This window comes from Microbacterium sp. LWO14-1.2, assembly GCF_038397715.1.
Classification (GTDB): domain Bacteria; phylum Actinomycetota; class Actinomycetes; order Actinomycetales; family Microbacteriaceae; genus Microbacterium.
The window spans coordinates 135,892-162,250 of sequence record NZ_CP151633.1 but is presented as its reverse complement, the minus strand read 5'-3'; the positions used below and the strand labels follow the sequence as shown (position 1 = coordinate 162,250).

Sequence of the window (26,359 nt, the reverse complement as noted above, 5' to 3'; positions counted from 1 at the left end):
TACCGCCGCGACCACGAGGCTGGTTTCATAGCGTTATGGCGATCGAACACGATTACTTCGGACTCTTGTCGTCGGGCCCCGACGGCTCGATCTTCTGGTCGGAGACCGTGGAACTCGGCGATCAGAGTGTCACGGTCGACCTGACGGCTCCTGATCAGGATGACGTGTCGGCCGATGCCCTCGACATCGCGGCGTCTCTTATCGCCGGCCTCGAGACGGTGGACGGCACCGCCCGTCGCAGCATGCTCTCCGAGGTCGACGACCGCACCAGCGAGGTGACCGAGTACATCCTGCAGCAGCAGGAGGCCTACGGCGAGGAGCTCGAAGACGTGCTGATCGACGTCAGCGGCGACGCTGCTGTCGACATCATCCGGTCGCTGCGGCTCATGAGCATGACGATCCTGGCGGACGAGCACGGTGGTTCCGAGCCGTTCGCTGTGCTCGAGTACGCGCTCGACGCCGACACGACCGACGACGTGCTGCTGGTGAACCTCGGCTCCGACGGTGCCGTGCTGTCGGTCATGAGCGCCGACTGACAGTCGGCGCTCTGCCCGATCTCAGACCGCCTGGGCGAAGCCGAGGTCTGCGCTCTCCGCGATGTGCGCCAGGTGCGCCGGGATCTCGCGTCCCTTCGACGTCATCGACTGCGCCCACAGCCGCCCGGCCCGGTACGACGAGCGCACGAGCGGTCCGGCGAGCACACCGAGGAATCCGATGCGCTCCGCCTCCTCCTTGAACTCGACGAACTCCGCGGGCTTCACCCAGCGTGCGACAGGGAGGTGCCGCGGCGACGGGCGGAGGTACTGGGTGATCGTGATGATGTCGCAGCCGGCCTCGTGCAGGTCGTTGAGCGCCTGGACGACCTCTTCCGGCTCCTCGCCCATTCCGAGGATCAGGTTGGACTTCGTGATGAGCCCGGCGTCGCGTCCCTGGGTGATCACGTCGAGAGAGCGCTCGTACTTGAACGCCGGGCGGATGCGCTTGAAGATCCGCGGGACGGTCTCCACGTTGTGCGCGAAGACCTCGGGGCGTGCCTCGAAGATCTGGCCGAGGAACGCGGGGTCGGCGTTGTGCTCGTTCGCGAGGAGCTCGACCCCCGTGTTGGGGTTGAGCGCATGGATCCGCCGCACCGTCTCGGCGTTCAGCCAGGCGCCGGTGTCGGGCAGGTCGTCGCGCGCGACGCTCGTCACGGTGGCGTAGCGCAGGCCCATCCGCTGCACGCTCTCCGCCACGCGGCGGGGCTCGTCCGTGTCGTAGGCGTCCGGCTTGCCGGTGTCGATCTGACAGAAGTCGCACCGCCTCGTGCACTGCGAACCGCCGATGAGGAACGTGGCCTCGCGGTCCTCCCAGCACTCGAAGATGTTGGGGCAGCCGGCTTCCTGGCATACCGTGTGCAGGTCTTCGCTCTTCACGAGCGAGTGGAGAGCCGTGTACTCCGGGCCCATCTTGGCCTTGGTCTTGATCCACTCGGGCTTGCGCTCGATGGGAGTCTCGGCGTTCCGGATCTCGAGTCGGAGGAGCTTGCGCCCCTCGGGTGCGGCGGCGGTCATGCGGGGGCTCCTGCGAGGTCGGCGGTCGAGTAGACGGCGGTGAAAGCGGAGGCCACGGCATCCGCGATGTCGGAGGGGGAGACGTCAGCGCCGACGACCTCGCTCACGGTAGTGACCCCGGCGTCGGTGATCCCGCAGGGGACGATGCCGTGGAAGCCGGACAGCGTGTTGTCGCAGTTGATCGCGAACCCGTGCATCGTCACACCCTGCTGCACCCGCACGCCGATCGCGGCGACCTTGTCCTCGGAGAGAGGGCGGCGCACCCAGACGCCGCTGCGCCCATCGACCTGGTAGCCGTCGACCCCGAGGGGGCGCAGTACGTCGATGAGCACGCGTTCGATCCTCCGGACGTGCGCCACGACGTCCATCGGCTCCGCGAGCCGGACGATCGGGTAGCCGACGAGCTGTCCGGGGCCGTGCCAGGTGATCTTGCCGCCCCGGTCGACATCGATGACGGGGGTGCCGTCCTGCGGCCGCTCGTGGTCCTCCGTGCGCTTGCCGGCGGTGTAGACCGCCTCATGCTCGAGGAGCAGCAGCGTGTCCGGCCGCGAGCCCGCGACCACATCCGCGTGGACGCGCCGCTGCAGGTCCCAGCCCTCCGTGTAGGGCACGTAGGCCGGTGCGAGACCGGCGGTGACGACGTCGAGCATGCGAGCACTCCCTCGTGAGGCGACCGTGGCATAGATGGATCGCGTCTAACAATACTCCTCCGGGTGAGGTCAGGGCGCTCCGCGGTCGCCGCGCGATACCGTGTCCTCATGACGACGACGAGCCGAGCAGGGCGCCCGAAGGCGTCGTCGCGCGAGACGCTCGCCGAGGCCGCGTGCGAGCTCTTCCTCGAACGCGGGTACGACGCGACCTCCGTCGCCGACATCACTCAGCGCGCGGGAGTCAGTCGTTCCAGCTTCTTCAACTACTTCTCGTCGAAGAGCGACGTGTTGTGGTCGGGTCTCGATGCACGCATCGACAGAGTGGGCACGGCCCTCGGCGAGCTCGGCGACCGCGCGGATGCCGCAGCGGTCCGGTCGATCCTTGTCGACGCCCTCCGGGGGTTCGCTCCCGATCCTCTCGCGCTGGCGCTCCGCAACCGTACGGCCATGGGCCTCGACGAAGAGCTCGCCCGCGACAGTGCGCTCCGGCTCGCGCGCCTCGCATCGATCGTCGCCTCCGCCGCATCCGGATCCGGTGTCTCCCGAATCCGCGCCGATGTCGTCGGCGCGGCCCACGCCGCCGCCGTGCTGTCGTCCCTCCGCGTGTGGGCGGAGCAGGGAGCGGGCTACTCGGCACCGGAGACGGTGCTCGCGGACGCGCTGTCGAACCTCGAGGACCTCCGCTGGGGCTGACGCGGTCGCACACGGCGCTCGCGTAGAATCAGTAGCACCATGGCTACCTTTGGCACGCTCTCCGATCGGCTCACCGATACCTTCCGCAATCTGCGCACGAAGGGAAAGCTCAGTGCGGCCGACGTCGACGGCACCGTTCGCGAGATCCGTCGCGCGCTCCTGGACGCCGACGTCGCCCTCGCGGTCGTCAAGGAGTTCACGGCGAAGGTGCGGGAGCGCGCTCTCGGCGACGAGGTGAACAAGGCGCTGAACCCGGCGCAGCAGGTCGTGCAGATCGTCAACGAGGAGCTCGTGCAGATCCTCGGCGGAGAGCAGCGTCGGCTGCAGTTCGCGAAGACCGCTCCGACAGTGATCATGCTCGCCGGACTGCAGGGTTCCGGTAAGACGACGTTCGCGGGAAAGCTCGCCAAGCAGCTCGAGGGCGAAGGCCACACTCCGCTGCTGGTCGCGGCCGACCTTCAGCGCCCCAACGCCGTGAACCAGCTGCAGGTCGTCGCCGAGCAGGCCGGAGCCACCATCTACGCTCCCGAGCCGGGCAACGGGGTCGGCGATCCGGTCAAGGTCTCACGCGATGGCGTCGAGCACGCCCGCCGTCAGCAGCATGACGTCGTCATCATCGACACGGCGGGCCGTCTCGGCGTCGACGCCGAGCTCATGAAGCAAGCCGCCGACATCCGCAAGGCCGTGGATCCCGACGAGGTGCTCTTCGTCATCGACGCCATGATCGGACAGGATGCGGTCAACACCGCGAAGGCCTTCCAGGAGGGCGTCGATTTCACCGGCGTCGTGCTGTCGAAGCTCGACGGCGATGCGCGCGGTGGTGCTGCACTGTCGGTCGCGTCGGTGACCGGCCGGCCGATCATCTTCGCCTCGACGGGCGAGCGGCTCGAGGACCTGGAGCCATTCCACCCCGACCGTATGGCGAGCCGCATCCTCGACCTCGGCGACATCCTCACCCTCATCGAACAGGCCCAGCAGGCCTTCGATGAGGAAGAGGCCGCCAAGATGGCGGAGAAGCTCGCGACCGAGCAGTTCACCCTCGAGGACTTCCTCGACCAGCTTCAGCAGATGAAGAAGATGGGGTCGATGAAGAAGATGCTCGGGATGCTCCCGGGCATGGGGCAGATGAAGCAGCAGCTCGAGGACTTCGACGAGCGCGAGATCGACCGCACCGAGGCGATCATCCGCTCGATGACGCCGGGGGAGCGGCGCAACCCGAAGATCCTCAACGGTTCCCGCCGCCTGCGCATCGCGCGCGGTTCGGGAATGACGGTCACGGATGTGAACCAGCTGGTGCAGCGCTTCGATCAGGCCGCCAAGATGATGAAGACCGTCGCCCGCGGTGGCACGCCGAACATCCCGGGCATGGGTCCGGTCCCCGGCATGGGGCGTCCCGGTGCGTCGTCGAAGCGCGGCAAGAAGGGCAAGGGCAAGTCCTCCGGGTCCCGGTCGGGCAACCCGGCGAAGCGCGCGGCCGAGAACGCCGGTCTCGCTCCGGCCTCCACACCGACCGGCTCGGGCTTCGGACTCGGCGGCGGGTCGAAGGCTCCGTCCGAGGCCGACCTCGCCGAGATCCAGAAGCTGTTCGGCAAGAACTGACGCGGCTCAAACTGTCGCATCGGCGAGTTCGCCAGGCGTTCCCGTCTCCTGCGTGGGCAGGCGGCGAGGACGCACGGAGATCTGACCGGCCACGAGCGCGATCAGCACGACGGCGATCCCGACCGCCTGCACGGGTGTGAAGACTTCACCGGCGATGGTCGTGCCCAGGATGGTCGCGACCACCGGAGACAGCAGCGCGAGAAGCCCCGGTGCGATCACGGGGAGCTGCTGGATGCCGCGGAACCACAGCGTGTACGCGACGAGTCCGCCGACGAGCCCCAACCAGAGGTAGCCGAGCACTGCGCCGCCGTCGACGTGTGCCGGGAATCCTTCGAAGAGCATGGTGAGGGGGAGCAGGAACAGCCCGCCGGCCGTGAGCTGCCAGCCTGCGTAGCCGACGGCACCGACCTCTGCGGGACGGCCCCACCTCTTCGTCAGGATCATGCCGAGCGCGGTCGACGTCACCCCGCCCACAGCGGCGAGGACGCCCACCACGTCGAGCTGCGCTGTGGGGCCGAGGACGACGAGTGCCACCCCGACTGCCCCGGCGACCGCTGCGGCCGCGGTGGTCGGACGGATGCGGTCGCGCAGGACCATCGTGCTCATCGCGAGCAGGATGAGCGGCTGCACTCCGGCGACAGCCGCGGCGACTCCGCCCGGAAGCCGTTCCGCTGCGAGGAACAGCAGGGGGAAGAACGCGCCGATGTTCAGAACACCCAGGACCAATGACTTGGCCCACCATCCGCCGGACGGGAGGCGTCCGCCGATCGCGAGAGCGATGAGACCTGCGGGCAGGGCGCGGAGCAGGCCGGCGAGCATCGGGTGCCCCTCGGGCAGCAGCGATGTCGTCACGAGGTACGTGGTGCCCCACGCGATGGGGGCGAGTGCGGTGAGCAGGAGGATGGTCGGGCGGTTCATATCCTCAGCCTGACCCTGGTCGATCGATGAGTCCAACGCACTGTTGTCATGGCAACCATGAATAGCGATCATGGAAGTATGGACCTGCAGCAGTTGCGCTACGTCGTGGCCGTCGCCGCGACGGCCAGCTTCACCCGGGCCGCTGCGACCTGTTTCGTCACCCAGTCGGCGTTGAGCCATCGGATCGCAGCTCTCGAACGGGAGATCGGGCAGCGGCTGTTCGTTCGCACCAGTCGCAGCGTCGCGCTCACAGAGGCCGGTGAGGCGTTCCTTACGCACGCCAGGGCGGCTGTGTCGTCCGCGGACCAGGCGGTCGAAGAAGCGGCCGCGGCCTCCGGAGCTATCGTCGGGGTGCTGCGGCTCGGCGTCATCCCGACGGTCACGGCGATCGACGTCGCCGGTGCGCTCCGTGCGTATCGAGCGGCGCATCCGTCGTCGCGTGTGGAGATGCGGATGGGGAACAGCGACGCGCTGATCGCTGCGATTCGCTCTCGGGAGCTGGATGTCGCCGTGCTGGGGTTGCGCGAAGGGGCTGTCCCCGACGGCGTGGCATCCCGGACGCTGGCGACCGAGAGGTTGCAGGCCGTGTTCTCCGCAGACCATCGCCTCGCAGCGGCGACCTCCGTCGACCTCGCGGACCTGGCAGGAGAACTGTTCGCCGACTTCCCCGCGGGGACCGCGGGACGCATGCAGAGCGATGTCGCGTTCCGTGCCGCGGGCGTCGAGCGCGATGTGGCCTTCGAGGCCGACTCGGCCGAGCTCATCCTCGACCTCGTCGCATCCGGGCTCGCCGTCACCCTCCTCGCGCGCGGCGTGGTCCGCCGCTCCGTCGCGCGCGTGGCAGCCGTCGACGTGCGCGACGGACCCGCGCGGAGCGAGTACCTCGCGTGGCACGCGACAGACCCTCGGAGCGCCGCCCGAGCATTCCTGAATATTGCGAGCGATCGACTAGCCTGAGCCCGCCGGTCGTCGACGCCGAGGAAGGGCTTCGGGCGGGGGTCGGAGAAAGAGACGACCTGTGGGATTTCTGAACTTCGGAAAGAAGAAGACCGCCGACCGCGACCCCGATCTCGAGGATCTGACCGTCGAGGAAGCAGACTACCTCCGGCGACTGTTCGCCGAGATGTGGCCGGCGTCCGAGGGAACCATCACGCTGCACGGGGAGTACGCCCAGAGTTCTTCGGGCGGCCAATTCGGACTCTACAACCTTTCGCGTGCAGCGAAGGCCGAACCGCGGCAGGACTGGCCGCAGGTCGTAGGGCGGCACATCTCGGGGCTGCTGAGTCGCAGATCCGGGCCCGCCGAGGCAGATCTGTCGGACGACGAGATCCTGTCGCTCGTGAAGGCTCGGCTCATCGCGAGCTCGTATCTCCCCGAGAGCCACCGTGAGGCGTTCACGTACCGGCGAACGATCGCGAGCGGACTCGAGGCCATACTCATGCTCGATCTCCCAGAGGCAGCAAGCGCCATTCCCGATGCGATCGTCAGCCGATTCGACACCGACTCCCTGTGGAAGACGGCCATCGACGCGGTATCGGCTGAACCGCTCGACGAGTTCGCGGCTCTCGATGTCGGTTCGGGACGGGTCCTTGTGGCGATGACGAATTCGCTGTTCACGGCCAGCCACGTCCTCGACGTCCCTGCCCTCCTCGCGGCGGCCGGCGTCATGTCCGCACCTCACGGCGTGCTGTTCGCCGTGCCGTCGAGGCACGAGTTCTTGATTCACGTGGTGGAGAGCCCGGGCGCGCTCTCGGTGGCGGGCGAGCTGGCCCAGCTCGCTCAACTGCGCTTCAGCAAGGGCGTCGGTGAGATCTCGCCGGAGGTGTTCTATTGGAGCGAAGCGGGCTACGAGAGGGTCACATCCACGCATGAGGGCGGATCGGTGAACATCGACGGCACCGGCGCATTCTTCGCTGCTGTCAACGGATTCTGACCGCCACCCCCGAATGACGAAGCGGGCCCGGAGGGAATCCTCCGAGCCCGCTTCTTCACGATCCTGAGATCACTTCACGTCTTCGTCGACCCAGTCCATCGACTTCGTGACGGCCTTGCGCCACAGACGCAGCTGACGGTCGCGCTCGGCTTCGTCCATCGACGGCTCCCAGCGCTTGTCCTCCTGCCAGTTGGCGGACAGGTCGTCGAGGCCGCTCCAGAAGCCCACAGCGAGGCCTGCGGCGTACGCGGCGCCGAGCGCGGTGGTCTCCGCGACGACGGGGCGCACGACAGGCACACCGAGGACATCCGCCTGGAACTGCATGAGTGCGTCGTTCGCGACCATGCCGCCGTCGACCTTCAGCTCGGACAGGTCGACTCCGGCATCCGCATTCACGGCGTCGAGGACGTCGCGTGTCTGGAACGCCACGGCCTCCAATGCCGCCCGCGCGATGTGGTTCTTGTTCGCGTAGCGGGTGAGGCCGACGATCGCGCCGCGGGCATCCGGACGCCAGTACGGAGCGAACAGACCCGAGAACGCGGGGACGATGTAGACACCGCCGTTGTCCTCGACCTTGTCGGCCAGCTCTTCGACCTCAGGGGCGGACGAGATGATGCCGAGCTGGTCGCGCAGCCACTGGATCAGCGATCCGGTGACGGCGATCGATCCTTCGAGGGCGTAGTGCGTGGGCTGGTCGCCGAGCTTGTAGCCGACGGTCGTGAGCAGTCCGTTCTTCGAGCGGACGATCTCCTCGCCCGTGTTGAAGATCAGGAAGCAGCCCGTGCCGTAGGTGTTCTTGCTCTCGCCCTTGTCGAATGCGGCCTGCCCGAAGGTGGCCGCCTGCTGGTCGCCCAGGATGCCGGCGATCGGCGTCTCGCGCAGGAGCGACGAGCTCTCGGCCGCGCCGTACACCTCGGAGGAGGAGCGGATCTCCGGCATCATCGAGCGCGGCACGCCGAAGGCCTCGAGGATGTCGTCGCGCCACTCCAGCGTCTCGAGGTCCATGAACATCGTGCGCGAGGCGTTGGTGACGTCGGTCGCATGCACGCCGCCGTCGATGCCGCCCGTGAGGTTCCAGAGCACCCAGCTGTCGGTGGTGCCGAAGAGCAGGTCCCCGGCCTCCGCCTTCTCGCGAGCACCGTCGACGTTCTCGAGGATCCAGGTGATCTTGGTTCCCGAGAAGTAGGTGGCGAGGGGAAGACCGACGATCGACTTGAACCGATCGACGCCCTCGTCGCCGGCCAGACGGTCGACGATCTCCTGCGTGCGGGTGTCCTGCCAGACGATCGCGTTGTACACCGGCTTGCCCGTGGTCTTGTCCCACACGACGGCGGTCTCGCGCTGGTTGGTGATCCCGACCGCGGCGATGTCGTGGCGGGTGAGATCGGCGCGGCTCAGCGCCAGACCGATAACCTCCTGCACGTTGCGCCAGATCTCGGAGGCGTCGTGCTCGACCCAGCCCGCCTTGGGGAGGATCTGCTCGTGCTCTTTCTGTCCGGTCGCGACGATGCTGCCCTTCTTGTCGAAGATGATCGCGCGGCTCGAGGTCGTGCCCTGGTCGATCGCGATGATGTAGTCAGCCATGGATGTTCTCCTTCGAAGTCAGGTGGCGGTTCAGGCGAGGCCGAGGAGGGCCGGTGCCGCGACGGCGGCGAGCACGCCACCCACGAGCGGACCGACGACCGGGACCCACGAGTAGGACCAGTCGCTGGAGCCCTTGCCCTTGATTGGCAGGATCGCGTGGGCGATGCGAGGACCGAGGTCACGCGCAGGGTTGATGGCGTAGCCGGTCGGTCCACCGAGCGACGCGCCGATGCCGACCACCACGAGAGCGACGGGAAGAGCGCTCAGCGGTCCGAGGCCCCCGGGCACGCCGATGTCGGCGACGCCGTAGTCGGCGAACGCGAACACCGCGAAGACGAGCACGAAGGTGCCGATGACCTCGGTGACGAGGTTCCAGCCGTAGGAGCGGATCGCCGGACCGGTCGAGAACACGCCGAGCTTGTTCGCGGGCTCGGGCTCCTCGTCGAAGTGCTGCTTGTACGCGAGCCACACGAGGATGGCACCGACGATCGCGCCGAGGAGCTCGGCACCGGTCGCCGTCGCGAACTGCGAGAAGTCGATCTTGCCGGCGACCAGCAGGCCGATGCCGACGGCGGGGTTCAGGATCGCACCGGAGTACGCCGAGGCGAGGACACCCACGAAGACCGCGAGACCCCATCCCCAGTTGACCATCAGGAAGCCGCCGCCGTAGCCCTTGTTCTTGGCCAGGGCGACGTTGGCGACGACACCACATCCGAGGAGGATCAGCAGCGCTGTGCCGACGAACTCCGACAGGAAGTAGAGACCGAGATTCACATCAGTCATGTCTTCTTTGACCTTTCTCGCGTGCCGGAGCCCCTCTGCTCCGGCACTTTTCTTTATTGTGGTTCGTCGCGAGGAGGGCGACGGTCGGAGGATCCCGTCAGCCGCGGGTGCGGGACGGGATGTGAAGTCCGTGGCGCTCGTTCAGCAGCGTCCGAGTCTCCTCGACCTCGGCGTCGTGACGGTCGCGATCCCAGTCGAGCAGCGCCGCGAGGGCGTCCGCCAGCTCGTCCAGCACCTCGGCGTCCGCGTTGCCGGTGAAGGCGATGCTGGTGCGACGCAGGACGACGTCCTGAAGCCGCGCGACGAGTTCGTTGCGCACCATCCACTCGAGCTCGCGCGTCGAGAGGTCGCCGCCAGCGAGGGGCGCGTCATCGCCCTGCTCGACGAAGGTCCAGACCTCCGCGGCGCGGGTGCCGTAGCGCGCGAGCAGCTTCTCGGCCCGGTCGCCGGCGCCGGCCAGGTTCTCCTGGATCCAGATGCGACGAGCCTTCTCGGTGCGCGGGAAGTCGCGTCCGCCTCCGATCGCGCGACCGGCGGTCGAGACGGTACGGGAGCGCCCGAGAAGGTCGAGCACGACATCGGAGAGCGATTCGCCGAGCGCGCGGAACGTGGTCCACTTCCCGCCCACGAGGCTGACCAGCGGGGTCGCGCCCTTCCTGTCGACCTCGACGCGGTAGTCGCGCGAGACGAACCCCGGTGCCGTGTCCTCATGGCGGGGGAGCGGGCGGATGCCGGAGAAGTTGAACACGATCTGCTCGCGCGTCACGGCGATCTGCGGGAACACGTGGTGGATGAGGTCGAAGAAGTAGTCGATCTCCTCCTCGGTGCACACGGGGACCTCGCGCGGGTCGGCGTCGATGTCGGTGGTGCCGACGAGCACACGTCCCTTGAGCGGGTAGATCAGGACGATGCGTCCGTCGGAGTGCTCGAAGAAGATCTCGCGTCCCCGCGTCGCTTCCAGGAGCTCGGGGTGGTCGAGCACGATGTGCGACCCCTTGGTTCCGCCCATGAAGTGCGTGTCGGTGCCGAGTGCGTCGTTGGTCAGATCGGTCCACGGGCCGGAGGCGTTGACGACGACGTCGGCGGCGACGGTGAACTCGGCACCGCTCTCGCGGTCGCGCAGCACGACCTTGTCGCCGTCGCGCGACACGGCTTCGACGTAGTTCAGCGCCACCGCGCCCGGGTGGGCTGCGCGGCCGTCCTGCAGCACATCGAGCGCGAGGCGCTCCGGGTCGTGCATCGACGCGTCGTAGTACGTGGCGGTGTACTTGATGTTCGGGTCGAGCGAGGGCAGCTCGGCGAGCGAGCGCTTGCGCCCGAGGAAGCGGTGACGCGGGACGGTGCCGCCGTCGCGCGAGAACGTGTCGTAGATCGTGAGGCCGATCTTGATCAGGAACGCACCGCGCTCCTGCGGCTTGCCGCTCTTGTGCGTGAGGAACCGCAGAGGCGCCGACAGGATCCCGGAGAACGTGGAGTAGATCGGGATGGTCGTCTGCAGCGGCTTCACGTAGTGAGGCGCGATCTTCAGCAGTCCGTTGCGCTCCTCGACCGACTCACGGACCAGGCGGAACTCGCCGTTCTCCAGGTAGCGGATGCCGCCGTGGATCATGTGGCTCGACGCGGCGGAAGCCCCGGAGGCGAAGTCACCGCGCTCGACGAGGACGACATCGACGCCCTGGAGCGCCAGATCACGGAACGTGGAGATCCCGTTGATGCCTGCTCCGATGATGAGGACGCTCGTGCGTCCTGCTTCGCGAACGGCGCGAACCTCTGCGCGCTCCGGTGACGAGTGTGTCGACTCGATCATCTTCGACCTCCCTGTATTGCTTGCCCCCAGCATCGACCCGTGCGACCCTCACGCGCAAGCCCGTTGCACATATGTGCAAGGATCGGTGTCGAGGAGGTCGCCATGCCACACGCAGAGCCCGGATCCCGCGACTCCAAGCTGATCGCGGCGCTCACCGCAGCGCAGCTCTACTACATGCAGGACAAGACCATGGAGGTCATCGCGAAGGAGCTGAAGACCTCGCGGTCCTCGGTCTCGCGCCTCTTGAGCTTCGCGAGGGAGAGCGGACTCGTCGACATCCGCATCAATTCCCCGCTGGAGAGGCTCGGGATGCTCGAACAGCGGATCCGCGATCGACACCGGGTCGTGGCGCACGTCGTGCCGACGCCGGAGATCGTGAGCGAGGTCGAGCGGCTCGAGCGCGTCGCCCTCACGGCCGGCCGCCTGCTCTCGCAGTTCGTGGATTCGAACATGATCGTCGGGGTCGCGTGGGGATCGACGATCAGCGCGGTGAGTCGCGAGCTCACCCAGAAGGAGACGCACAACACCACGGTCGTGCAGCTCAACGGAGCGGGCAACACCCAGACGAGCGGCGTGGAGTACTCCAGCGACATCCTGCAGCGGTTCGGCAGCGCCTTCGGCGCGCAGGTGCAGCAGTTCCCCGTGCCGGCCTTCTTCGACGACCCCTCGACGCGTGAGGCCATGTGGCGCGAGCGCAGCACGCGGCGGGTGCTCGACCTGCAGGCCAAGATGGACATCGCCGTCTTCAGCCTCGGGTCGCCGGCCGCCGAGGTCCCGAGCCGCGTCTACGTCGGCGGTTACCTGAGCCGCGACGACTACCGCAGCCTCCGCGAGGACCATGCGATCGGCGACGTCGCCACGGTGTTCTTCCGCGCGGACGGCTCCTGGAAGGACATCCGGGTCAATGCGCGCGCGACCGGTCCCGGTCTCGACAGACTGCGACGGGTTCCGCGTCGCGTCTGCGTCGTGTCCGGCATCCCGAAGCTCGCGAGTCTGCGTGCGGCGATCGCCGCAGACCTCGTCACAGACGTCGTGCTGGATGAGGGGCTGGCCCGCCGCCTGGTGGAGGACTGAGATCAGGGCCTCTCGGTCGAGGCCTCCGGACCCGACCGGAACTCCCTGATCAGATGCTGCACCACGGCTCGGAGGTCGCCGCCGGTCGCGTTCGCGATCGTGAGCTGCCGCTCGTAGCTCGCACCCTCGCTGAGGATCGTCGAGATGCTGCCGAACTCTCGCACGCATCCGAGTTCCACAGCCACCGGGGCCAGTTCGTCGAGGACCTCCGCGATGTGGTCGCGGACCGGTCGCTGCGCTCCCGCGGCATCGACGATCAGGCGTGCATCGAGCCCGTAGCGCGCCGCGCGCCACTTGTTCTCCCGGTGATACCAGGACGGCATCGTCGCCAGTTCGCGTCCCTCGTCCATCTCGCGGGAAAGGTGCTCGACGAGAACCTGCACGAGTGCGGCGACGGCAGCGAGCTCCGGCAGGGTCGACAGTCCGTCGCACGCGCGGATCTCGATCGTCCCCCAGCGGGGCGCGGGACGGATGTCCCAGCGCACCTCGGTGGCGTCTGCCATGACACCGGTCCTGACCATGTCGTCGAGGTACGCCTCGTAGGCGGCCCAGTCCTGCAGTTGCCAGGGCAGGCCGGCGGTGGGGAGCTGCTGGAAGACCAGCGCGCGGTTCGAGGCGTACCCGGTGCGCTCGCCCGCCCAGAACGGGCTCGAGGCCGACAGCGCCTGGAGGTGGGGGAGATAGGCCGAGAGCGCGTTGATGATCGGGATGACCTTGCGCTGATCCTCGATGCCGATGTGCACGTGGATACCCCAGATCATCATGTTGCGCCCCCACCACTGGGTGCGCTCGATGAGCGTGTGGTATCGCGTCTTGTCGGTGACCTCCTGGTCGTACCACTGGGCGAACGGATGGCTGCCGGCGGAGAGCAGCTCGACACCGGCGGGGTCTGTCGCGGTCCGCACGGCGGCGATGGCGTTGGCGATGTCGTCGACGGCGTGCGCGACGGAGTCGCCGATCCCGCTCGTGACCTCGATGGTGTTCGTGAGCAGCTCGCCTGTCACCGTGTACCGTTCCTCGGCACTGTTCGCCTCGAGGACCTCCAGCAGCTCGGGGGCGCGCCCCACGAGGTCGCCCGTCGCCGGATCGGCGAGCATGAGCTCCCATTCCAGGCCGACGGTGGAGCGGTCTGAGGCGGCGAACTCGACTGTCACCCGCACAGTCTGGCACGCGAGTCGTGCGACACGACCGGGATCGTGTCCCCGCGTTTCGCGACTGGCCGCGGAGTCTGGCAGAATAGAGGGTCGGACGACGTGCTCGACCCTCTATCCAGCACGAGTCCTCCCTCTGAGCTTCCGCCGGATGTGCACCCCACTCTCCAGGCGACCGGTTCGTTTCCTTCCACACAATTCAGGAGAATCGTGGCTGTCAAGATTCGTCTCAAGCGCCTGGGCAAGATCCGCGCGCCCTACTACCGCATCGTCGTCGCCGACTCGCGCACCAAGCGCGACGGTCGCGTGATCGAGGAGATCGGCAAGTACCACCCCACCGAGGAGCCCTCGTTCATCGAGATCGACTCCGAGCGTGCGCAGTACTGGCTGTCCGTCGGCGCCCAGCCGACCGAGCAGGTCACCGCGCTCCTCAAGATCACGGGCGACTGGGGCACCTTCAAGGGCGACAAGGACGCGAAGTCCACCCTCAAGGTCGCCGACGAGAAGACCGCCTTCGAGGCGGACTCGTCGAAGAAGTCGGTCATCAAGCCCAAGGCGGAGAAGAAGGAGGAGGCTCCCGCAGAGGAGGCTCCCGCCGCCGAGGCCGACGCGGAGGCCGCTGAGGCTCCCGCCGCCGACTCCGAGTAATCCGCCGTGCTCGCCGCCGCGCTCGAACACATCGTCAAGGGGATCGTCGATCACCCTGAGGATGTCCGCATCAACGCCTCCACGTCGCCGCGAGGCGATCTCCTCGAGGTGCGTGTGCACCCCGACGATCGTGGACGCGTGATCGGGCGCGGCGGCCGCACCGCGAAGGCTCTGCGCACCCTCGTCTCCGCCCTGGCGGACGGGCGGCGCGTCCGCGTCGACGTCGCGGACGACTGACGTGGTGCCGAAAGACCGCAACCAGGGCAAGAACCAGCTCCGCGTGGGGCGCCTCGTCAAGGCCCACGGCCTCAAGGGCGCGTTGAAACTGGAGCTGTACACCGACAACCCGGAGCGTCGCTTCACCCCGGGCGCCGAGTTCACGTTGCAGGTGCCCGAGGCATCTCCGTGGCACGGCAAGACCGTGACGGTCCGCGAATACCGCGTCATGAACGCGAACTCCGTCGTCTTCTTCCAGGACGTCGACGATCGAGACGCCGCCGAGAGTCTCGTGCGTGCCATCCTCTGGATCGACCAGGATGCCGATGAGCCCGAGGACAACGCCTGGTACGACCACCAGCTCGTCGGGCTGGACGTCGTCCGCGACGACACCGTCGTCGGTCGGGTCATCCGCGTCGAGCACCTGCCCGCCCAGGACCTGCTCATCGTCAAGGCGCGCGAGCAGGAGATCATGGTCCCGTTCGTCGAGGCCATCGTCCCCACCGTCGACATCGCCGCCGGACGGGTCATCGTGACACCCCCGGCCGGCCTGTTCGAAGAACTGCCCGACTCCGAGGGCGCCGCGGATGCCGACGCGGAAGCGGATGCCGGTGAGTCGTCCGGCTCCGACGCGACCCCCTGAGCGCCGACCGGATCCTCTCGTGCGCATCGACGTCGTCTCGATCTTCCCGTCGTACTTCGACGGTCTGACCCTCTCACTGCTCGGAAAGGCTCGCAGCACGGGGCTGCTCGATCTGGCCGTGCACGATCTCCGCGACTGGACCCATGATCGTCATCGCACGGTCGACGACACCCCGTACGGCGGCGGTGCGGGGATGGTGATGAAACCGGAACCGTGGGCCGCGGCCATCGACGACCTCGCGCCGATCGACGCCTCGGCTCGACCGACCATCATCTTCCCGTCGCCCGCCGGCGAGGTCTTCACGCAGGCCACGGCGCGCGAGCTCAGCGAACGCGAGCACCTCATCTTCGGATGCGGACGCTACGAGGGCATCGACGAGCGCGTCTTCGAGTACGCGGCGGCACGGGGCGAGGTGCGACTGATCAGTCTCGGTGACTACGTTCTGAACGGGGGAGAGGTCGCCACGATGGCGATGATCGAGGCCATCGGTCGCCTGGTCCCCGGAGTCGTGGGAAACCCCGAGAGCCTCGTCGAGGAGTCGCACGAGGACGGGCTGCTCGAGTACCCGTCGTACACCAAGCCCTCCCTCTGGCGGGATCGCCCGGTGCCCGATGTACTGCTCAGCGGCAACCACGCCGCGATCGCCACGTGGCGTCGGGAGCAGCAGCTGGAGCGAACCCGACTCCGCCGTCCCGATCTGCTCCCGGGCGACGAGAACTAGAGCATCCGTTCACCGCGGTGGTCGATCTCGAAGACCACGCCGTGCGGATGCCGGAGCGCCAGCGCGCTCGGCGCATCCAGTCCTCGAAGCTCGGCGCGCAGCATCCGTCCGATCATCTCGTGGCTGACGACGAGCGGCGTGCCCGATGCCGACCAGCCGCACACGGACAGCGCTCGTCGGGCGCGAGCACGCGCCTGTGCGTAGCTCTCGCCGCCCGGGAAGGCCCAGCCGTAGCGGTTCGCGGCGCGATCCTCCCTGGCGGTGGGGAAGCGCACGTCGATCTCGTCCCAGGTCATGCCCGCCATCCGTCCGTGGTGGACCTCGGCGAGCTCGGGGACCTCGACGACGTCGACGCCCAGCCGCTCGGCGATCACGAGGGCCGTGCGCAGCGCCCGTCCGAGCGGGCTGGAGCAGACGATCGTGACGCCTCGTCCGACGACCCGCTCCGCCACGGACGCCGCCTGCCGCACCCCCTCGGCCGTCAGAGGCGAGTCCAGCTGCCCCTGGAGCCGGTGTTCGACGTTCCACTCCGTCTGACCGTGTCGGACCAGGAGCAGTCGCTCCGGCACGCGACGGTCCTGCGGGATCATGCCCTCAGAATGGCACAGGCGGTGCACGGCGTCGACGGACGGAGGCGATGCACCCGGCTGGTACCGTCGGAGCATGGTCGATGAGGCGCTGGCGAGATCGTTCGAGGGAATCGGCGCGGACTACGATCGATACCGGCCCGGGTTCCCGTCGACCGCGGCGGATGCCATCGTCCCGCGACACGTCGATGTCGCACTCGACCTGGGAGCGGGCACGGGCAAGTTCACCGAGCATCTGATGGCCCGCGCGAATCGGGTCATCGCGGTCGAGCCGTCGGTCGCGATGCTCGATGTCCTCCGCGAGAAGCTGCCAGCCGTTGATTCTCTCGAGGGCAACGCGGAGCAGATCCCGGTCGCCGACGCGGCGGTGGACGTCGTGGCGGTGGCGCAGGCCTTCCATTGGTTCGATCGGGTGCCCGCGTGTGCCGAGATCGCGCGGGTGCTGAAGCCTGAGGGCACGCTCGGCCTGCTGTGGAACCGCTCCGACCCCGCGTGCTCGTGGGACCATGCGGCCTCGCGCGTCATCCATCCGGCCGTGGGCGAGGCCGATGAGACGACCAGCACGGCGGAGGAGCTTCCCGGGTTCCGTTTCGACCGTCTCGAATCGTTCCGCTGGGTCGAGCGGATCACCCGCGCCGACTACCTCGCGCGGTGGTCGACCGTGAGCACGTTCCTCATCGCCGATCCGGCGGCGAAGGCGGCGATGACAGCCGCGATCGCGGAGATCCTGGACGCGGATGCCGCGACGCGCGGCCGCGAGAGCTTCGACCTGCCGCACCTCACCGACGTCTTCCTGTACACCCGCGCATGAGGATCTGGTCGCTGCATCCCCAGTACCTCGATCGTCAGGGGCTCGTGGCGTGCTGGCGGGAGACCCTGCTCGCGCAAGCAGTCCTCGCCGGACGCACCCGCGGATGGGACAGGCACCCGCAGCTCGAGAGATTCCGCGCCGCACCCGAGCCGCTCGACGCGCTCGGTTCTTATCTAGAGGGCGTCGCGATCGAAGCCGACGAACGCGGGTATCGATTCGACCGGAGCCGCATCGACCGCCCGGCAGCCCGCCAGGCCGACGCGCTCTCCGTCACGACCGGTCAGCTCGCCTTCGAATGGGGGCACCTCACGGCGAAGCTCACGGTGCGCAATCCCGACCTCCTCGAGGTCTGGTCGGGCGTGACGACGCCCGAGCCGCATCCGCTGTTCCATGTCCTCGACGGGCCGGTCGCAGGCTGGGAGCGCGCGTCGGAGGAGGAGTGAGCGCTGCGGCGTCAGTCCACCCCGAGGAACGAGCGATCGGTGAGCACGATCGGCCCGTCGGCCGTCACGGCGACCGTGTGCTCGGAGTGCGCGCCGCGCGAGCCGTCGACGCTGCGCAGCGTCCACCCGTCCGGGTCGGTGACCAATTCGTCGGTCGTGGCCAGCAGCCAGGGCTCCAGGGCGAAGACGAGTCCCTCGCGCAGGGGGAAACCGCGGCCGGCGCGGCCGTCGTTGGGGACGTGCGGATCGCCGTGCATGATGCGGCCTACGCCATGCCCGCCGAAGTCGGTGTTGATGGAGTACCCCTCGCCGTGCGACACCGCGGCGATGGCGGCCGAGATGTCGCCGATCCGGTTGCCGATCACCGCTGCATCGATCGCGGCGGTGAGCGCGCGCTCGGTGGTGTCGATCAGCCGGAGGTCTTCGTCGCGGGGTGTTCCGACGACGAACGAGACAGCCGAGTCGGCGACCCATCCGTCCACCGACACCGCGAAGTCCAGAGAGACGAGATCGCCGTCGCGGAGCGTGTAGTCGTGGGGGAGCCCGTGCAGGACTGCGTCGTTCACCGAGGTGCAGATGACCTTGCCGAACGGGCTGGCGCCGAACGAGGGGTGGTAGTCGATGTAGCAGGACTCCGCGCCCGCCTTGCGGATCATGTCGTGCGCGCGGCGGTCGATCGCGAGGAGATTCGTCCCGACCTTCGTGTCTTCGCGCAGGGTCGCCAGGGTCTCGGCGACGAAGCGTCCGGCGGCGCGCATCTCGTCGATCTCGGCGGGGGTACGCAGTTCGATCATCGGGTGTCCTCTCGTCCCGTCCATTCTCCCTGATCCGTCAGCGAGGAGCCCGCACGCGCTCAGAGCGAACACTCCGGACGCGTACAGCATGCCGTCGTACGATCGAGGCATGTGGTTGCGTCAGGCGTTCTTCCGGTGGTTGCTCCCGGCCGCGTTCCTGCTGCCACTGTGGCTCTTCGTCGGGTGGGGCGTGTTCCAGGGCGGCTGGGCGATCCTGTGGGTGCTGTTCATCGCCGTGCCCTCCGTCTTCGTCGGGCAGCTGCTTCTCACGGTGCTCACGCGCTCCCGTCCTTCTGTGCGCGCCGAGCGGGCGGTGTCCTGGTGGGACGTCGCCGGATTCACCGTGTGGCACGGACTCACCATCGCCGTCGGCCTCTTCATCGACGGCGCCTTCGGATGGCTCCTGACCGCCGCGATCATCGCGGGTATCGCTCTGATCTGGCTGCAGCTGTGGCAGCTGTGGAACGAGGCGAGGGGGAGCGGGGCGCGCCTCCGCGAGACCATCTCCTGGTCGACCATCCCTCGCGTCGACGAGCCGACTCCGACCGCTCGACCGCGCGAGGTCATCGTCGTGCGCGAGACCGAACAGCGCGACGCCTGACGGACGGGCGCCGCGTTTTGGCGGTGGGCTGCATCCATGGCAGAATAGTTCCTTGTGCCGTGACCGGCTCTGCCTCAGGGGAGCCCGCGGACGCTTCGGCGCCGTTCAGCACACACCTTTTCTTGTTCCTTCCGAAATCATGCATCCGACCTGTGGCGAGTGCAGAGAGAGACGATCATGCAGATCCTCGACGCCGTCGACGCGGCTTCGCTCCGTTCCGACGTTCCCGTCTTCCACCCCGGTGACACGGTCAACGTGCACGTCAACATCACCGAGGGCAGCCGCTCCCGTATCCAGGTCTTCAAGGGCGTCGTCATCGGCCGCCAGGGAGACGGCGTTCGCGAGACCTTCACGGTCCGCAAGATCAGCTTCCAGGTCGGTGTCGAGCGCACCTTCCCCGTGCACTCCCCGGTGATCGACCACATCGAGGTCGTCACCCGCGGTGACGTGCGTCGCGCGAAGCTCTACTACCTCCGCCAGCTGCGTGGCAAGAAGGCGAAGATCAAGGAGAAGCGCGACAACTGACGCGCAGCTTCTCCACAGCACCCCGGGACACGATGTCCCGGGGTGCTTTGTTCTCTCCGGGGTGTGCGACCCTTGGTAGTGCCGCGTGAGCGCGGTGCGACTCTGTGAAGGAACCTGATGACGACTGACTCCGCCGCCGCATCCACGCCTCGAACACGACGGCGCCGCGGATTCCTGGTCTTCCTCCGCGACGTTCTCATCATCATCGTCATCGCGGCCCTGATCTCGTTCGTCGTGAAGACCTTCATCGTCCGCTCGTTCTTCATCCCCTCGGCGTCGATGGAGCGAACGCTCATGGTCGACGACCGGATCCTGGTCGATGAACTGACGCCGCGCTGGACCGACTACGAGCGCGGAGACGTCGTCGTGTTCAAGGATCCGGGGGGATGGCTCGAGGGGCAGCCGCAGACGCCGGCGCAGCCGCCGCTCATCCAAGCGGTCGACTGGGTGCTCACCGTCGTCGGGATCTCGGCCTCGGACTCGCAGGACCACCTCGTCAAGCGCGTCATCGGACTGCCGGGCGACCACGTCGTATGCTGCAACGCTCTCGGCCAGATCACCATCAACGGCGCTCCCATCGACGAGCTGGACTACCTCGATCTGCCGGAGGGGGACACTGCGGCATCCAACGAGCCCTTCGACGTGGTCGTGCCGGAGGACTCCATCTGGGTGCTCGGCGATAACCGCGACCGTTCGCGGGATTCCCGCGCACATCAGGATCTGCCCAGTGGCGGGTTCGTGCCGCTGGACAACGTCGTCGGCAAGGCGTTCTTCACGACCTGGCCGTTCGACCGCATGGGCACCATCGACGGTCATCACGACAGCTTCAACGGGGTGCCGGAGGCGGAATGACCGTCGTCGCACCGAAGCTCACCCTCGAACGCCGACTGCTCACCGAGGAGTGCGAGCTCATCATCTCGCTCGACGAGGTCGGTCGTGGCGCTCTCGCCGGGCCGGTCGCCGTCGGCGCAGCGGTGATGGATGCCAAGGGTGCCCGTCGACGCGTCCCGGAGGGGCTTCGCGACTCGAAGCTGGTCACGGAGCGACGACGGCCCGAGGTCGCCGCGCGCGCTGCGGCGTGGGTGCAGGCATCGGGAGTCGGATGGGCGACCGCCGCAGAGATCGATCAGGTCGGAATCATGCGGGCGCTCGGTCTCGCCGCGTCGCGGGCCGTGCAGAGCGTCGTCGAGCAGGGCGTCGCGGTGTCCGATGCGCTCGTGCTTCTCGACGGCAATCACGACTACGTCTCCGCGGTGCATCCCGTACCGCTGCGCGTGCGCTCCGTGGTCAAAGCCGACCGCGACTGCGCGTCGGTCTCGGCGGCATCCGTCATCGCGAAGGTCGCCCGCGACACGTACATGGCGGAGCTGCACGTCGACCACCCCTCGTATCAATGGGATCGCAACAAGGGATACGCGAGCGTCGAGCATCGGGACGCCATCCGGTCGCTCGGGCTCTCGCCCCACCATCGGTCGTCCTGGGCCATTGCCGACGCGCCCACCCTGTTCTGAGCGTGCGACGACGAGCCGTGCCGACTCTAGGATGGACTCATCATGGATGAGGAAAATTTCGACGACTACGACCGCGAACTCGAGCTGGCGCTGTTCCGCGAGTACCGCGACGTCGTCTCGCAGTTCCAGTACGTCGTCGAGACGGAGCGGCGGTTCTATCTCGCCAACGAGGTGAATGTCGTCCGTCGCGACACCGAGCACGACTTCTACTTCGAGATCTCCATGAGCGACGTCTGGGTGTGGGACATCTACCGGGCAGACCGCTTCGTCAAGGCGGTGCGCGTGCTGACGTTCAAGGACGTCAATGTCGAGGAACTCCAGCGCCGTGAGTTCGAGCTGCCCCAGGAGCTTTCGCTCGACGGCGAGTGACCTCTTCTGCACCACCGGCGAGATCCACGGGTTCTCCCGGATAGCCGTTGATCACGGCCTCCGCGCGCGTCGGACAGTCGCCGCGGACGACAGGCTGTCGGCATGGCAGCGAAAGACGAACTCGGCAGGGCAGGCGAACAGCATGCCGCACGATACCTCGAGGACCGCGGATACGAGATCCTCGCCCGGAACTGGCGGTGCTCCCACGGGGAGATCGACATCGTCGCGGTGGCGCGGGGGTGGCTCTGCGTCGTCGAGGTGAAGACGCGGTCCTCGGCCGCCTTCGGTCACCCTCTGGACGCGATCGACTCCCGCAAGCTCGGACGGCTGTGGCAGCTGGCGTACGCCTGGGTCGCCGCACACCCCGAGCGTGCCCGCGGGCTCGCTCTTCGCGTCGAGGCCGTCTCGATCATCGGAGCCGACCCCGCCGCGGGTGAGATCGAGCATCTGGTGGACATCTCGTGACCGTCGCCCGCACCTGGGCCGTCGCTCTCACGGGCGTCGACGGGCACCTCGTCGAGGTCGAGGCCGATCTGTCGAATCAGACGCCGGACTTCCGCATCATCGGTCTGCCCGACAAATCGCTCGGAGAGGCGGTCCAGCGGGTGCACAACGCCTGCAAGAACTCAGGTCTCGACCTTCCCCGTCGGAGGCTGACGATAAACCTCTCGCCGGCGAGTCTGCCGAAGCAGGGATCGTCCTTCGATCTGAGTGTGGCGGTCTGCGCTCTCGCAGCCGGCGGCGCGCTCGACGTCCGGTCCATCCGCCGGAGCGTGCACATCGGCGAGCTCGGCCTCGACGGTCGACTGCGCCCCGTTCCCGGAGTCCTCCCCGCCGTCCTCGCCGCCGCACGCGCCGGATTCGATCGCGTCGTCGTTCCCTCGGCCAATCACAGCGAGGCCGCCCTCGTGCCCGGTGTGGAGGTACGCGCAGCCGTGTGTCTCGCGGAGGTCGCCTCGTGGTACGGAGCCGACGTCGCGGTTCCCGACCTCGAACCCGTGGAGCGTCGTCCGCTCGAGCCCGCGGACACGGGGTCGCCCGATCTCGCCGACATCGTCGGGCAGCACGACGCCGTCGAGGCACTCATCGTCGCGGCCGCCGGCGGCCACCACATGCTCCTCAGCGGACCCCCGGGTGCGGGAAAGACAATGCTGGCGACGCGCCTTCCCGGCATACTCCCGCCGCTCACCGACGAGGAGGCGCTGGACGTCGCGTCGATCAGATCACTGTGCGGGGAGAACGTGCGCGCCCTCGACGCGGTGGCTCCGCTCGAGGCGCCGCATCACAGCGCGTCGGTCGCCGCTCTCGTCGGCGGAGGTTCGCGGTCAGCGCGCCCCGGCGCCATCGTCCGCGCGCATCGTGGTGTGCTGTTCCTCGACGAGGCGGCGGAGTTCTCACGCGCCGCGCTCGACGCGCTTCGCCAGCCGCTCGAGTCGGGAACCATCGAGATCGGCCGGTCAGGCTTCACCGCACGCTTCCCGGCGCGATTCCAGCTGGTGATGGCGATGAATCCGTGCCCGTGCGGCCACTACGGGGTTCGGGGCGCCGAATGCGTCTGCCCGTCCGCGGCGATCCGCCGCTACGCGACACGACTGTCCGGACCCCTGCGCGACCGCGTCGACATCGAGCTGCAGATCGCGCGCGTCGCGCCCGCGCGCGCGGTGTCCGGGGCGCCGCCGCTGACGAACAGTCGGGACGCCGGCGCACGAGTCGTGAGCGCTCGTGCCCGCGCCGCGGATCGATGGCGGGGGACTCCCTGGACGAGGAACGCCGACGTGCCGGGAACTCGGCTGCGTCAGATCGATGTGCGGATCCCGGCGGATGCGCGGACGCCTCTGGACCGGGCTCTCGAGCGGGGGCTGCTCACGCTGCGAGGGTACGACCGTGTGCTCCGGCTCGCGTGGACCATGGCCGACCTCGCGGATCTCGACCGGCCGGGCTTGGAACAGGTCGGTCGAGCGCTCTATCTGAAGCGGGGGTCTGCCGCATGATCGGGGAGCTCCTCGGCGATGCATCGATTCTCGAGGGCCTTGCGGTCCTCCGGGACTCGTCTGCATCGGCCACCAGGGACGCGCGCGAGGAGATCGTCGCGCGCGTCGCATGGTCTGTCGTCGCGGAGCCGGGAGACGGAGTCGCCGGCGCGCTCGTAGCCGCGATGGGCGCGGCGTCTGCATGGCGGACCGTGATCGACGGAGGCACGGGCATCGGGCTCCTGGCGCCAGACAACGGCGCACGCGAGCTCCGCGACGGGATCGCGCGCTGGCGGCCACGCGTCTCGGTCGCCCGGGTCGGGTCCGCTCTTCGCGATGCCGCCCAGCTCGGAGCGCGGCTTCTGCTTCCGGGAGACGAGGAGTGGCCGGAACCCCTCGACGACCTGGATGCACATGCGCCCCTCGTGCTCTGGACCAGGGGAGACGTCTCCGCGCTGCGCGCGGACGAGCGGGTCGGGATCGTCGGCGCGCGTGCGGCCACGGCGTACGGCGAGCACGTGGCCGGTGAGATCGCCGGTGACCTCGCTGCGGCCGGAGCGTCCGTGATCTCCGGCGGCGCGTACGGCATCGATGGTGCAGCACATCGCGCGGCCCTCGGCGTCGGCGGCGCGACCGTCGCGTTCCTCGCGGGCGGCGTCGATCGCGCGTACCCGCAGGGGCACCGAGACCTCTTCCGACGCATCGTCGGCACGGGGGCTGTCGTGAGCGAAATCCCCTGCGGGACGCCGCCGACGAAGTGGCGCTTCCTGTCTCGAAACCGGCTGATAGCGGCGCTGAGCGATGCGACGGTGGTCGTCGAGGCCGGCTGGCGGAGCGGGTCGCTGAACACAGCGGGTCATGCCGCCGCGCTCGGGCGCCCGCTGGGCGCCGTGCCGGGACCCGTCACATCCCCGGCCTCGGCGGGGTGCCATCGACTGCTCCGTGAATACGACGCGCGCTGCGTGACGACCGCAGAGGAGGTACGAGAGCTGTGGCGTCCGTCCACGGATGCCGCGTCGAAGGCATCCCGCGAGTCGCCGGAGCGGACCAGGCTCCTCGATGCTATAAGCGCGAGAACCGCCTGGGATGCTGACGAGCTCGCCCGTCGGAGCGGCATCGCCCCGACGTCGGTGCGATCACTCCTCGGCATGCTCGAGCTGGAAGGCCTCGTGCAACGGACCGAGCGGGGATGGAGGCGGCGCGGCGCGGACGAACGGCGGGGCTGACGCGGCCGACGACGAATGCGAGGCAAGCTGTCGGTATGGAGCTCAGCACGGCCACGTCGGCGTTCGTCGACCACCTCGACCGGGTGCGTCGTCTGTCTCCCGCGACCGTCAGGGCGTACCGCTCCGACCTCCGTGATCTCTCCGCGACGGTCGGCGAGGTCGCGGTCGAGCAGGTGACCCTGGAAGACCTGCGCGACTGGCTGTGGGCCGCGACGCAGCGGGGTGACGCGCGCTCGACTCTCGCCAGGCGAACCGCTGCGGTCAGGTCCTTCTTCGCCTGGGCGCAGGACGAGGAACTCATCGCGCACGACCCGAGCCTGCGCCTCGTCGCCCCGAAACGGGGACGCACCCTGCCGACCGTGGCATCGAAGGACTCGATGACAGCGCTCCTCGACGCCCAGAGAGCGGCAGCATCGAGCGGTGACCCCGCAGCCCTTCGCGACCACGCGATCCTCGAGCTCCTGTACGGTGCCGGCATCCGCGTCTCGGAGCTCTGCGGTCTCGACATCGACGACGTGGATCTCGACCGCGGCACCGCCCGCGTGCTCGGCAAGGGCGCGAAGGAACGTGTCGTGCCCTTCGGCACACCCGCTCGCGACGCCATCGGTGCATTCCTCATCCGCGGACGTCCGCCGCTCGCGGCCCGAGCGGCAGTGACTTCGCCGGCGCTCTTCCTCGGAGTGCGCGGAGGCCGTGTGGGACCTCGGGCGGTCTACACCCTGGTGGCCCAGGTCCTCGCGCCGCTCGTCGGAGCAGAGACCGTCGGACCGCACGCTCTGCGCCACACGGCGGCGACCCATCTGCTCGACGGGGGTGCCGATCTGCGCGCCGTGCAGGAGATCCTCGGTCACGCGAGTCTCGGCACGACCCAGATCTACACCCACGTCTCGTCGGAACGACTGGCTGCGACGTACCGCCTGGCTCATCCGCGCGCCTGAGCGGGGCCGACCGTCATCATCCGTCGTGGCAGCAGGGCAGGAGCACTGCGCGCGGCACGTCGCCGAACAGCAGCATCGGGTTGACGTACTCGCCGCGAACGCGGACGCCCACATGGAGCGTGCCTGCGGCCGCGTGACCGCCGACCGCGACCGTTCCGATGACGTCGCCGACCGAGACCGCCGTCCCGGGGGCGAGGTCGGATGCCAGCGGCTCGTACGACGACACGAGCTCACCGGCGTGCTCGAGCGTCAGCACGGGGCGGTCGACGACGACCCCGCGGAAGGCGACGACGCCGTCGGCGGGAGCGCGCACGGCGGCGCCGACCTCCGCGCGAACGTCGACGCCGCGATGCCCCGCCCCGTATCGATGGACGGGAGCTCGATACGGCTCCACCACCTCCTGCGGTGCCTCGACGGGCCACTGCCATCTCGGGTAGTCGCCCCGGTCGGGCGGGGTCGCGCCGTCGCCGACGGCCCGACCCGGCTGGAAGAGCAGAAGCAGCGCCATCACGAGCAGTACCGCGAGTGCCAGTCGGTGTCTCATGGCGACACTCTGAAGGGCGTCGTCGAGGCCTGCGCGCGTCGTTCCGCACTCTCCACGGAAGCGGGGGAGA

The 26,359-nt window shown here is 68.6% G+C and carries 31 protein-coding genes; 21 read left to right on the top strand and 10 right to left on the bottom strand.

Annotated features, from left to right (window positions below; genetic code table 11):
* The first annotated feature begins 35 nt into the window (after nt 1-35).
* Complete coding sequence (locus MRBLWO14_RS00860) at nt 36-536, top strand: DUF2004 domain-containing protein (RefSeq protein WP_341934604.1); 501 nt, start codon at nt 36-38, stop codon at nt 534-536.
* 21 nt (nt 537-557) lie between these two features.
* Here the strand turns inward: MRBLWO14_RS00860 and lipA are convergent, their stop codons facing one another.
* Nucleotides 558-1,550, bottom strand: coding sequence for a lipoyl synthase (lipA, locus tag MRBLWO14_RS00855; RefSeq protein WP_251585439.1), 993 nt, complete (start codon nt 1,548-1,550; stop codon nt 558-560).
* The gene (gene lipB / locus MRBLWO14_RS00850) at nt 1,547-2,236 is read right to left on the bottom strand and encodes a lipoyl(octanoyl) transferase LipB (protein WP_341936247.1); all 690 of its coding nucleotides are present in this window, start codon (nt 2,234-2,236) and stop codon (nt 1,547-1,549) included. The genes lipA and lipB overlap by 4 nt, the downstream gene beginning before the upstream one ends.
* Before the next feature lie 72 nt (nt 2,237-2,308).
* On the opposite strand from lipB, the gene MRBLWO14_RS00845 reads away from it, so the two are divergent.
* Both MRBLWO14_RS00845 and ffh read left to right on the top strand, forming a co-directional pair.
* The gene (locus tag MRBLWO14_RS00845) at nt 2,309-2,893 is read left to right on the top strand and encodes a TetR/AcrR family transcriptional regulator (protein WP_341934603.1); all 585 of its coding nucleotides are present in this window, start codon (nt 2,309-2,311) and stop codon (nt 2,891-2,893) included.
* Between the two features lie 39 nt (nt 2,894-2,932).
* Nucleotides 2,933-4,492 carry a signal recognition particle protein gene (ffh, locus tag MRBLWO14_RS00840; protein WP_341934602.1) on the top strand — a complete coding sequence of 520 codons (1,560 nt, stop codon included), beginning with the start codon at nt 2,933-2,935 and terminating at the stop codon, nt 4,490-4,492.
* Nucleotides 4,493-4,498: 6 nt separating this feature from the next.
* On the opposite strand, the gene MRBLWO14_RS00835 is transcribed toward ffh, so the two are convergent.
* Nucleotides 4,499-5,410, bottom strand: a complete 912-nt coding sequence (locus MRBLWO14_RS00835; protein WP_341934601.1) for an EamA family transporter — start codon at nt 5,408-5,410, stop codon at nt 4,499-4,501.
* Nucleotides 5,411-5,488: 78 nt separating this feature from the next.
* Between MRBLWO14_RS00835 and MRBLWO14_RS00830 the strand changes: the two genes are divergently transcribed.
* A complete protein-coding gene (locus tag MRBLWO14_RS00830) occupies nt 5,489-6,367 on the top strand; it encodes a LysR family transcriptional regulator (RefSeq protein ID WP_341934600.1) in 879 nt (292 codons plus the stop codon).
* Between the two features lie 61 nt (nt 6,368-6,428).
* Complete coding sequence (locus MRBLWO14_RS00825; RefSeq protein ID WP_341934599.1) at nt 6,429-7,343, top strand: hypothetical protein; 915 nt, start codon at nt 6,429-6,431, stop codon at nt 7,341-7,343.
* A gap of 69 nt (nt 7,344-7,412) precedes the next feature.
* On the opposite strand, the gene glpK is transcribed toward MRBLWO14_RS00825, so the two are convergent.
* The 3 genes from glpK to MRBLWO14_RS00810 all read right to left on the bottom strand — a co-directional run bounded on the left by glpK (nt 7,413) and on the right by MRBLWO14_RS00810 (nt 11,517).
* On the bottom strand, nt 7,413-8,927 hold the full coding sequence (gene glpK / locus MRBLWO14_RS00820) for a glycerol kinase GlpK (RefSeq protein WP_341934598.1): 1,515 nt from the start codon (nt 8,925-8,927) through the stop codon (nt 7,413-7,415).
* Nucleotides 8,928-8,957: 30 nt separating this feature from the next.
* A complete protein-coding gene (locus MRBLWO14_RS00815; RefSeq protein ID WP_341934597.1) occupies nt 8,958-9,710 on the bottom strand; it encodes an MIP/aquaporin family protein in 753 nt (250 codons plus the stop codon).
* A 97-nt stretch (nt 9,711-9,807) separates the two neighbouring features.
* Nucleotides 9,808-11,517 carry a glycerol-3-phosphate dehydrogenase/oxidase gene (locus tag MRBLWO14_RS00810; RefSeq protein WP_341934596.1) on the bottom strand — a complete coding sequence of 570 codons (1,710 nt, stop codon included), beginning with the start codon at nt 11,515-11,517 and terminating at the stop codon, nt 9,808-9,810.
* A gap of 102 nt (nt 11,518-11,619) precedes the next feature.
* Between MRBLWO14_RS00810 and MRBLWO14_RS00805 the strand changes: the two genes are divergently transcribed.
* Nucleotides 11,620-12,591 (top strand): sugar-binding domain-containing protein, encoded by a 972-nt coding sequence (locus MRBLWO14_RS00805; protein WP_341934595.1) that lies wholly within the window; start codon nt 11,620-11,622, stop codon nt 12,589-12,591.
* Nucleotides 12,592-12,593: 2 nt separating this feature from the next.
* Here MRBLWO14_RS00805 and MRBLWO14_RS00800 read toward each other — a convergent pair whose 3' ends face one another.
* Complete coding sequence (locus MRBLWO14_RS00800) at nt 12,594-13,745, bottom strand: glutamate--cysteine ligase (RefSeq protein ID WP_341934594.1); 1,152 nt, start codon at nt 13,743-13,745, stop codon at nt 12,594-12,596.
* Nucleotides 13,746-13,952: 207 nt separating this feature from the next.
* On the opposite strand from MRBLWO14_RS00800, the gene rpsP reads away from it, so the two are divergent.
* The 4 genes from rpsP to trmD are packed head-to-tail and all read left to right on the top strand — an operon-like array spanning nt 13,953 to nt 15,970.
* Complete coding sequence (gene rpsP / locus MRBLWO14_RS00795; RefSeq protein ID WP_341934593.1) at nt 13,953-14,390, top strand: 30S ribosomal protein S16; 438 nt, start codon at nt 13,953-13,955, stop codon at nt 14,388-14,390.
* A gap of 6 nt (nt 14,391-14,396) precedes the next feature.
* Entirely contained in the window at nt 14,397-14,627 is a 231-nt protein-coding gene (locus tag MRBLWO14_RS00790; RefSeq protein ID WP_096715970.1) for an RNA-binding protein, read from the top strand.
* Nucleotide 14,628: 1 nt separating this feature from the next.
* A complete protein-coding gene (rimM, locus tag MRBLWO14_RS00785; RefSeq protein WP_341934592.1) occupies nt 14,629-15,249 on the top strand; it encodes a ribosome maturation factor RimM in 621 nt (206 codons plus the stop codon).
* 19 nt (nt 15,250-15,268) lie between these two features.
* Nucleotides 15,269-15,970 carry a tRNA (guanosine(37)-N1)-methyltransferase TrmD gene (gene trmD / locus MRBLWO14_RS00780; protein ID WP_341934591.1) on the top strand — a complete coding sequence of 234 codons (702 nt, stop codon included), beginning with the start codon at nt 15,269-15,271 and terminating at the stop codon, nt 15,968-15,970.
* Here the strand turns inward: trmD and MRBLWO14_RS00775 are convergent.
* Nucleotides 15,967-16,560 carry a histidine phosphatase family protein gene (locus MRBLWO14_RS00775; RefSeq protein WP_341934590.1) on the bottom strand — a complete coding sequence of 198 codons (594 nt, stop codon included), beginning with the start codon at nt 16,558-16,560 and terminating at the stop codon, nt 15,967-15,969. The two genes, trmD and MRBLWO14_RS00775, sit on opposite strands and share 4 nt — an antisense overlap.
* 73 nt (nt 16,561-16,633) lie before the next feature.
* On the opposite strand from MRBLWO14_RS00775, the gene MRBLWO14_RS00770 reads away from it, so the two are divergent.
* A complete protein-coding gene (locus MRBLWO14_RS00770) occupies nt 16,634-17,368 on the top strand; it encodes a class I SAM-dependent methyltransferase (RefSeq protein WP_341934589.1) in 735 nt (244 codons plus the stop codon).
* Complete coding sequence (locus MRBLWO14_RS00765) at nt 17,365-17,811, top strand: pyrimidine dimer DNA glycosylase/endonuclease V (protein ID WP_341934588.1); 447 nt, start codon at nt 17,365-17,367, stop codon at nt 17,809-17,811. Before MRBLWO14_RS00770 ends, MRBLWO14_RS00765 begins: the two co-directional genes overlap by 4 nt.
* An 11-nt stretch (nt 17,812-17,822) precedes the next feature.
* On the opposite strand, the gene map is transcribed toward MRBLWO14_RS00765, so the two are convergent.
* Nucleotides 17,823-18,605: a type I methionyl aminopeptidase gene (gene map / locus MRBLWO14_RS00760; protein ID WP_341934587.1), complete on the bottom strand. Its 783-nt coding sequence runs from the start codon at nt 18,603-18,605 to the stop codon at nt 17,823-17,825.
* 109 nt (nt 18,606-18,714) lie between these two features.
* Here map and MRBLWO14_RS00755 point away from each other — a divergent pair, with 109 nt between their 5' ends.
* From MRBLWO14_RS00755 to MRBLWO14_RS00715, 9 genes are all read left to right on the top strand, one after another.
* Entirely contained in the window at nt 18,715-19,206 is a 492-nt protein-coding gene (locus MRBLWO14_RS00755; protein ID WP_341934586.1) for an MFS transporter permease, read from the top strand.
* Nucleotides 19,207-19,383: 177 nt separating this feature from the next.
* On the top strand, nt 19,384-19,731 hold the full coding sequence (rplS, locus tag MRBLWO14_RS00750) for a 50S ribosomal protein L19 (RefSeq protein WP_050721068.1): 348 nt from the start codon (nt 19,384-19,386) through the stop codon (nt 19,729-19,731).
* A gap of 117 nt (nt 19,732-19,848) precedes the next feature.
* On the top strand, nt 19,849-20,583 hold the full coding sequence (lepB, locus tag MRBLWO14_RS00745; protein WP_341934585.1) for a signal peptidase I: 735 nt from the start codon (nt 19,849-19,851) through the stop codon (nt 20,581-20,583).
* Nucleotides 20,580-21,242, top strand: a complete 663-nt coding sequence (locus tag MRBLWO14_RS00740; protein WP_341934584.1) for a ribonuclease HII — start codon at nt 20,580-20,582, stop codon at nt 21,240-21,242. Before lepB ends, MRBLWO14_RS00740 begins: the two co-directional genes overlap by 4 nt.
* Before the next feature lie 42 nt (nt 21,243-21,284).
* Nucleotides 21,285-21,611: a DUF2469 family protein gene (locus MRBLWO14_RS00735; protein ID WP_341934583.1), complete on the top strand. Its 327-nt coding sequence runs from the start codon at nt 21,285-21,287 to the stop codon at nt 21,609-21,611.
* A 102-nt stretch (nt 21,612-21,713) separates the two neighbouring features.
* Nucleotides 21,714-22,076, top strand: coding sequence for a YraN family protein (locus MRBLWO14_RS00730; RefSeq protein ID WP_341934582.1), 363 nt, complete (start codon nt 21,714-21,716; stop codon nt 22,074-22,076).
* Nucleotides 22,073-23,602, top strand: a complete 1,530-nt coding sequence (locus MRBLWO14_RS00725) for a YifB family Mg chelatase-like AAA ATPase (protein WP_341934581.1) — start codon at nt 22,073-22,075, stop codon at nt 23,600-23,602. Before MRBLWO14_RS00730 ends, MRBLWO14_RS00725 begins: the two co-directional genes overlap by 4 nt.
* Nucleotides 23,599-24,807 carry a DNA-processing protein DprA gene (dprA, locus tag MRBLWO14_RS00720; protein WP_341934580.1) on the top strand — a complete coding sequence of 403 codons (1,209 nt, stop codon included), beginning with the start codon at nt 23,599-23,601 and terminating at the stop codon, nt 24,805-24,807. The genes MRBLWO14_RS00725 and dprA overlap by 4 nt, the downstream gene beginning before the upstream one ends.
* A 35-nt stretch (nt 24,808-24,842) precedes the next feature.
* Nucleotides 24,843-25,745 carry a tyrosine recombinase gene (locus tag MRBLWO14_RS00715; RefSeq protein WP_341934579.1) on the top strand — a complete coding sequence of 301 codons (903 nt, stop codon included), beginning with the start codon at nt 24,843-24,845 and terminating at the stop codon, nt 25,743-25,745.
* A gap of 16 nt (nt 25,746-25,761) precedes the next feature.
* On the opposite strand, the gene MRBLWO14_RS00710 is transcribed toward MRBLWO14_RS00715, so the two are convergent.
* Nucleotides 25,762-26,289 carry a M23 family metallopeptidase gene (locus tag MRBLWO14_RS00710; protein ID WP_341934578.1) on the bottom strand — a complete coding sequence of 176 codons (528 nt, stop codon included), beginning with the start codon at nt 26,287-26,289 and terminating at the stop codon, nt 25,762-25,764.
* Nucleotides 26,290-26,359: the final 70 nt, after the last annotated feature.

What these genes read in the sequence shown, in the direction of transcription:
- MRBLWO14_RS00835 (WP_341934601.1), bottom strand. Translation starts at nt 5,410, where the DNA reads ATGAACCGCCCGACCATCCTCCTGCTCACCGCACTCGCCCCCATCGCG.
- MRBLWO14_RS00755 (WP_341934586.1), top strand. Translation starts at nt 18,715, where the DNA reads ATGTGGTTGCGTCAGGCGTTCTTCCGGTGGTTGCTCCCGGCCGCGTTC.
- rplS (WP_050721068.1), top strand. Translation starts at nt 19,384, where the DNA reads ATGCAGATCCTCGACGCCGTCGACGCGGCTTCGCTCCGTTCCGACGTT.
- MRBLWO14_RS00710 (WP_341934578.1), bottom strand. Translation starts at nt 26,289, where the DNA reads ATGAGACACCGACTGGCACTCGCGGTACTGCTCGTGATGGCGCTGCTT.
- map (WP_341934587.1), bottom strand. Translation starts at nt 18,605, where the DNA reads ATGATCGAACTGCGTACCCCCGCCGAGATCGACGAGATGCGCGCCGCC.
- glpK (WP_341934598.1), bottom strand. Translation starts at nt 8,927, where the DNA reads ATGGCTGACTACATCATCGCGATCGACCAGGGCACGACCTCGAGCCGC.
- MRBLWO14_RS00765 (WP_341934588.1), top strand. Translation starts at nt 17,365, where the DNA reads ATGAGGATCTGGTCGCTGCATCCCCAGTACCTCGATCGTCAGGGGCTC.
- lipA (WP_251585439.1), bottom strand. Translation starts at nt 1,550, where the DNA reads ATGACCGCCGCCGCACCCGAGGGGCGCAAGCTCCTCCGACTCGAGATC.
- lepB (WP_341934585.1), top strand. Translation starts at nt 19,849, where the DNA reads ATGACGACTGACTCCGCCGCCGCATCCACGCCTCGAACACGACGGCGC.
- MRBLWO14_RS00735 (WP_341934583.1), top strand. Translation starts at nt 21,285, where the DNA reads ATGGATGAGGAAAATTTCGACGACTACGACCGCGAACTCGAGCTGGCG.
- ffh (WP_341934602.1), top strand. Translation starts at nt 2,933, where the DNA reads ATGGCTACCTTTGGCACGCTCTCCGATCGGCTCACCGATACCTTCCGC.
- MRBLWO14_RS00730 (WP_341934582.1), top strand. Translation starts at nt 21,714, where the DNA reads ATGGCAGCGAAAGACGAACTCGGCAGGGCAGGCGAACAGCATGCCGCA.
- MRBLWO14_RS00860 (WP_341934604.1), top strand. Translation starts at nt 36, where the DNA reads ATGGCGATCGAACACGATTACTTCGGACTCTTGTCGTCGGGCCCCGAC.
- MRBLWO14_RS00770 (WP_341934589.1), top strand. Translation starts at nt 16,634, where the DNA reads ATGGTCGATGAGGCGCTGGCGAGATCGTTCGAGGGAATCGGCGCGGAC.
- MRBLWO14_RS00775 (WP_341934590.1), bottom strand. Translation starts at nt 16,560, where the DNA reads ATGATCCCGCAGGACCGTCGCGTGCCGGAGCGACTGCTCCTGGTCCGA.
- MRBLWO14_RS00805 (WP_341934595.1), top strand. Translation starts at nt 11,620, where the DNA reads ATGCCACACGCAGAGCCCGGATCCCGCGACTCCAAGCTGATCGCGGCG.
- MRBLWO14_RS00845 (WP_341934603.1), top strand. Translation starts at nt 2,309, where the DNA reads ATGACGACGACGAGCCGAGCAGGGCGCCCGAAGGCGTCGTCGCGCGAG.
- MRBLWO14_RS00815 (WP_341934597.1), bottom strand. Translation starts at nt 9,710, where the DNA reads ATGACTGATGTGAATCTCGGTCTCTACTTCCTGTCGGAGTTCGTCGGC.
- MRBLWO14_RS00810 (WP_341934596.1), bottom strand. Translation starts at nt 11,517, where the DNA reads ATGATCGAGTCGACACACTCGTCACCGGAGCGCGCAGAGGTTCGCGCC.
- MRBLWO14_RS00740 (WP_341934584.1), top strand. Translation starts at nt 20,580, where the DNA reads ATGACCGTCGTCGCACCGAAGCTCACCCTCGAACGCCGACTGCTCACC.
- MRBLWO14_RS00715 (WP_341934579.1), top strand. Translation starts at nt 24,843, where the DNA reads ATGGAGCTCAGCACGGCCACGTCGGCGTTCGTCGACCACCTCGACCGG.
- MRBLWO14_RS00830 (WP_341934600.1), top strand. Translation starts at nt 5,489, where the DNA reads ATGGACCTGCAGCAGTTGCGCTACGTCGTGGCCGTCGCCGCGACGGCC.
- dprA (WP_341934580.1), top strand. Translation starts at nt 23,599, where the DNA reads ATGATCGGGGAGCTCCTCGGCGATGCATCGATTCTCGAGGGCCTTGCG.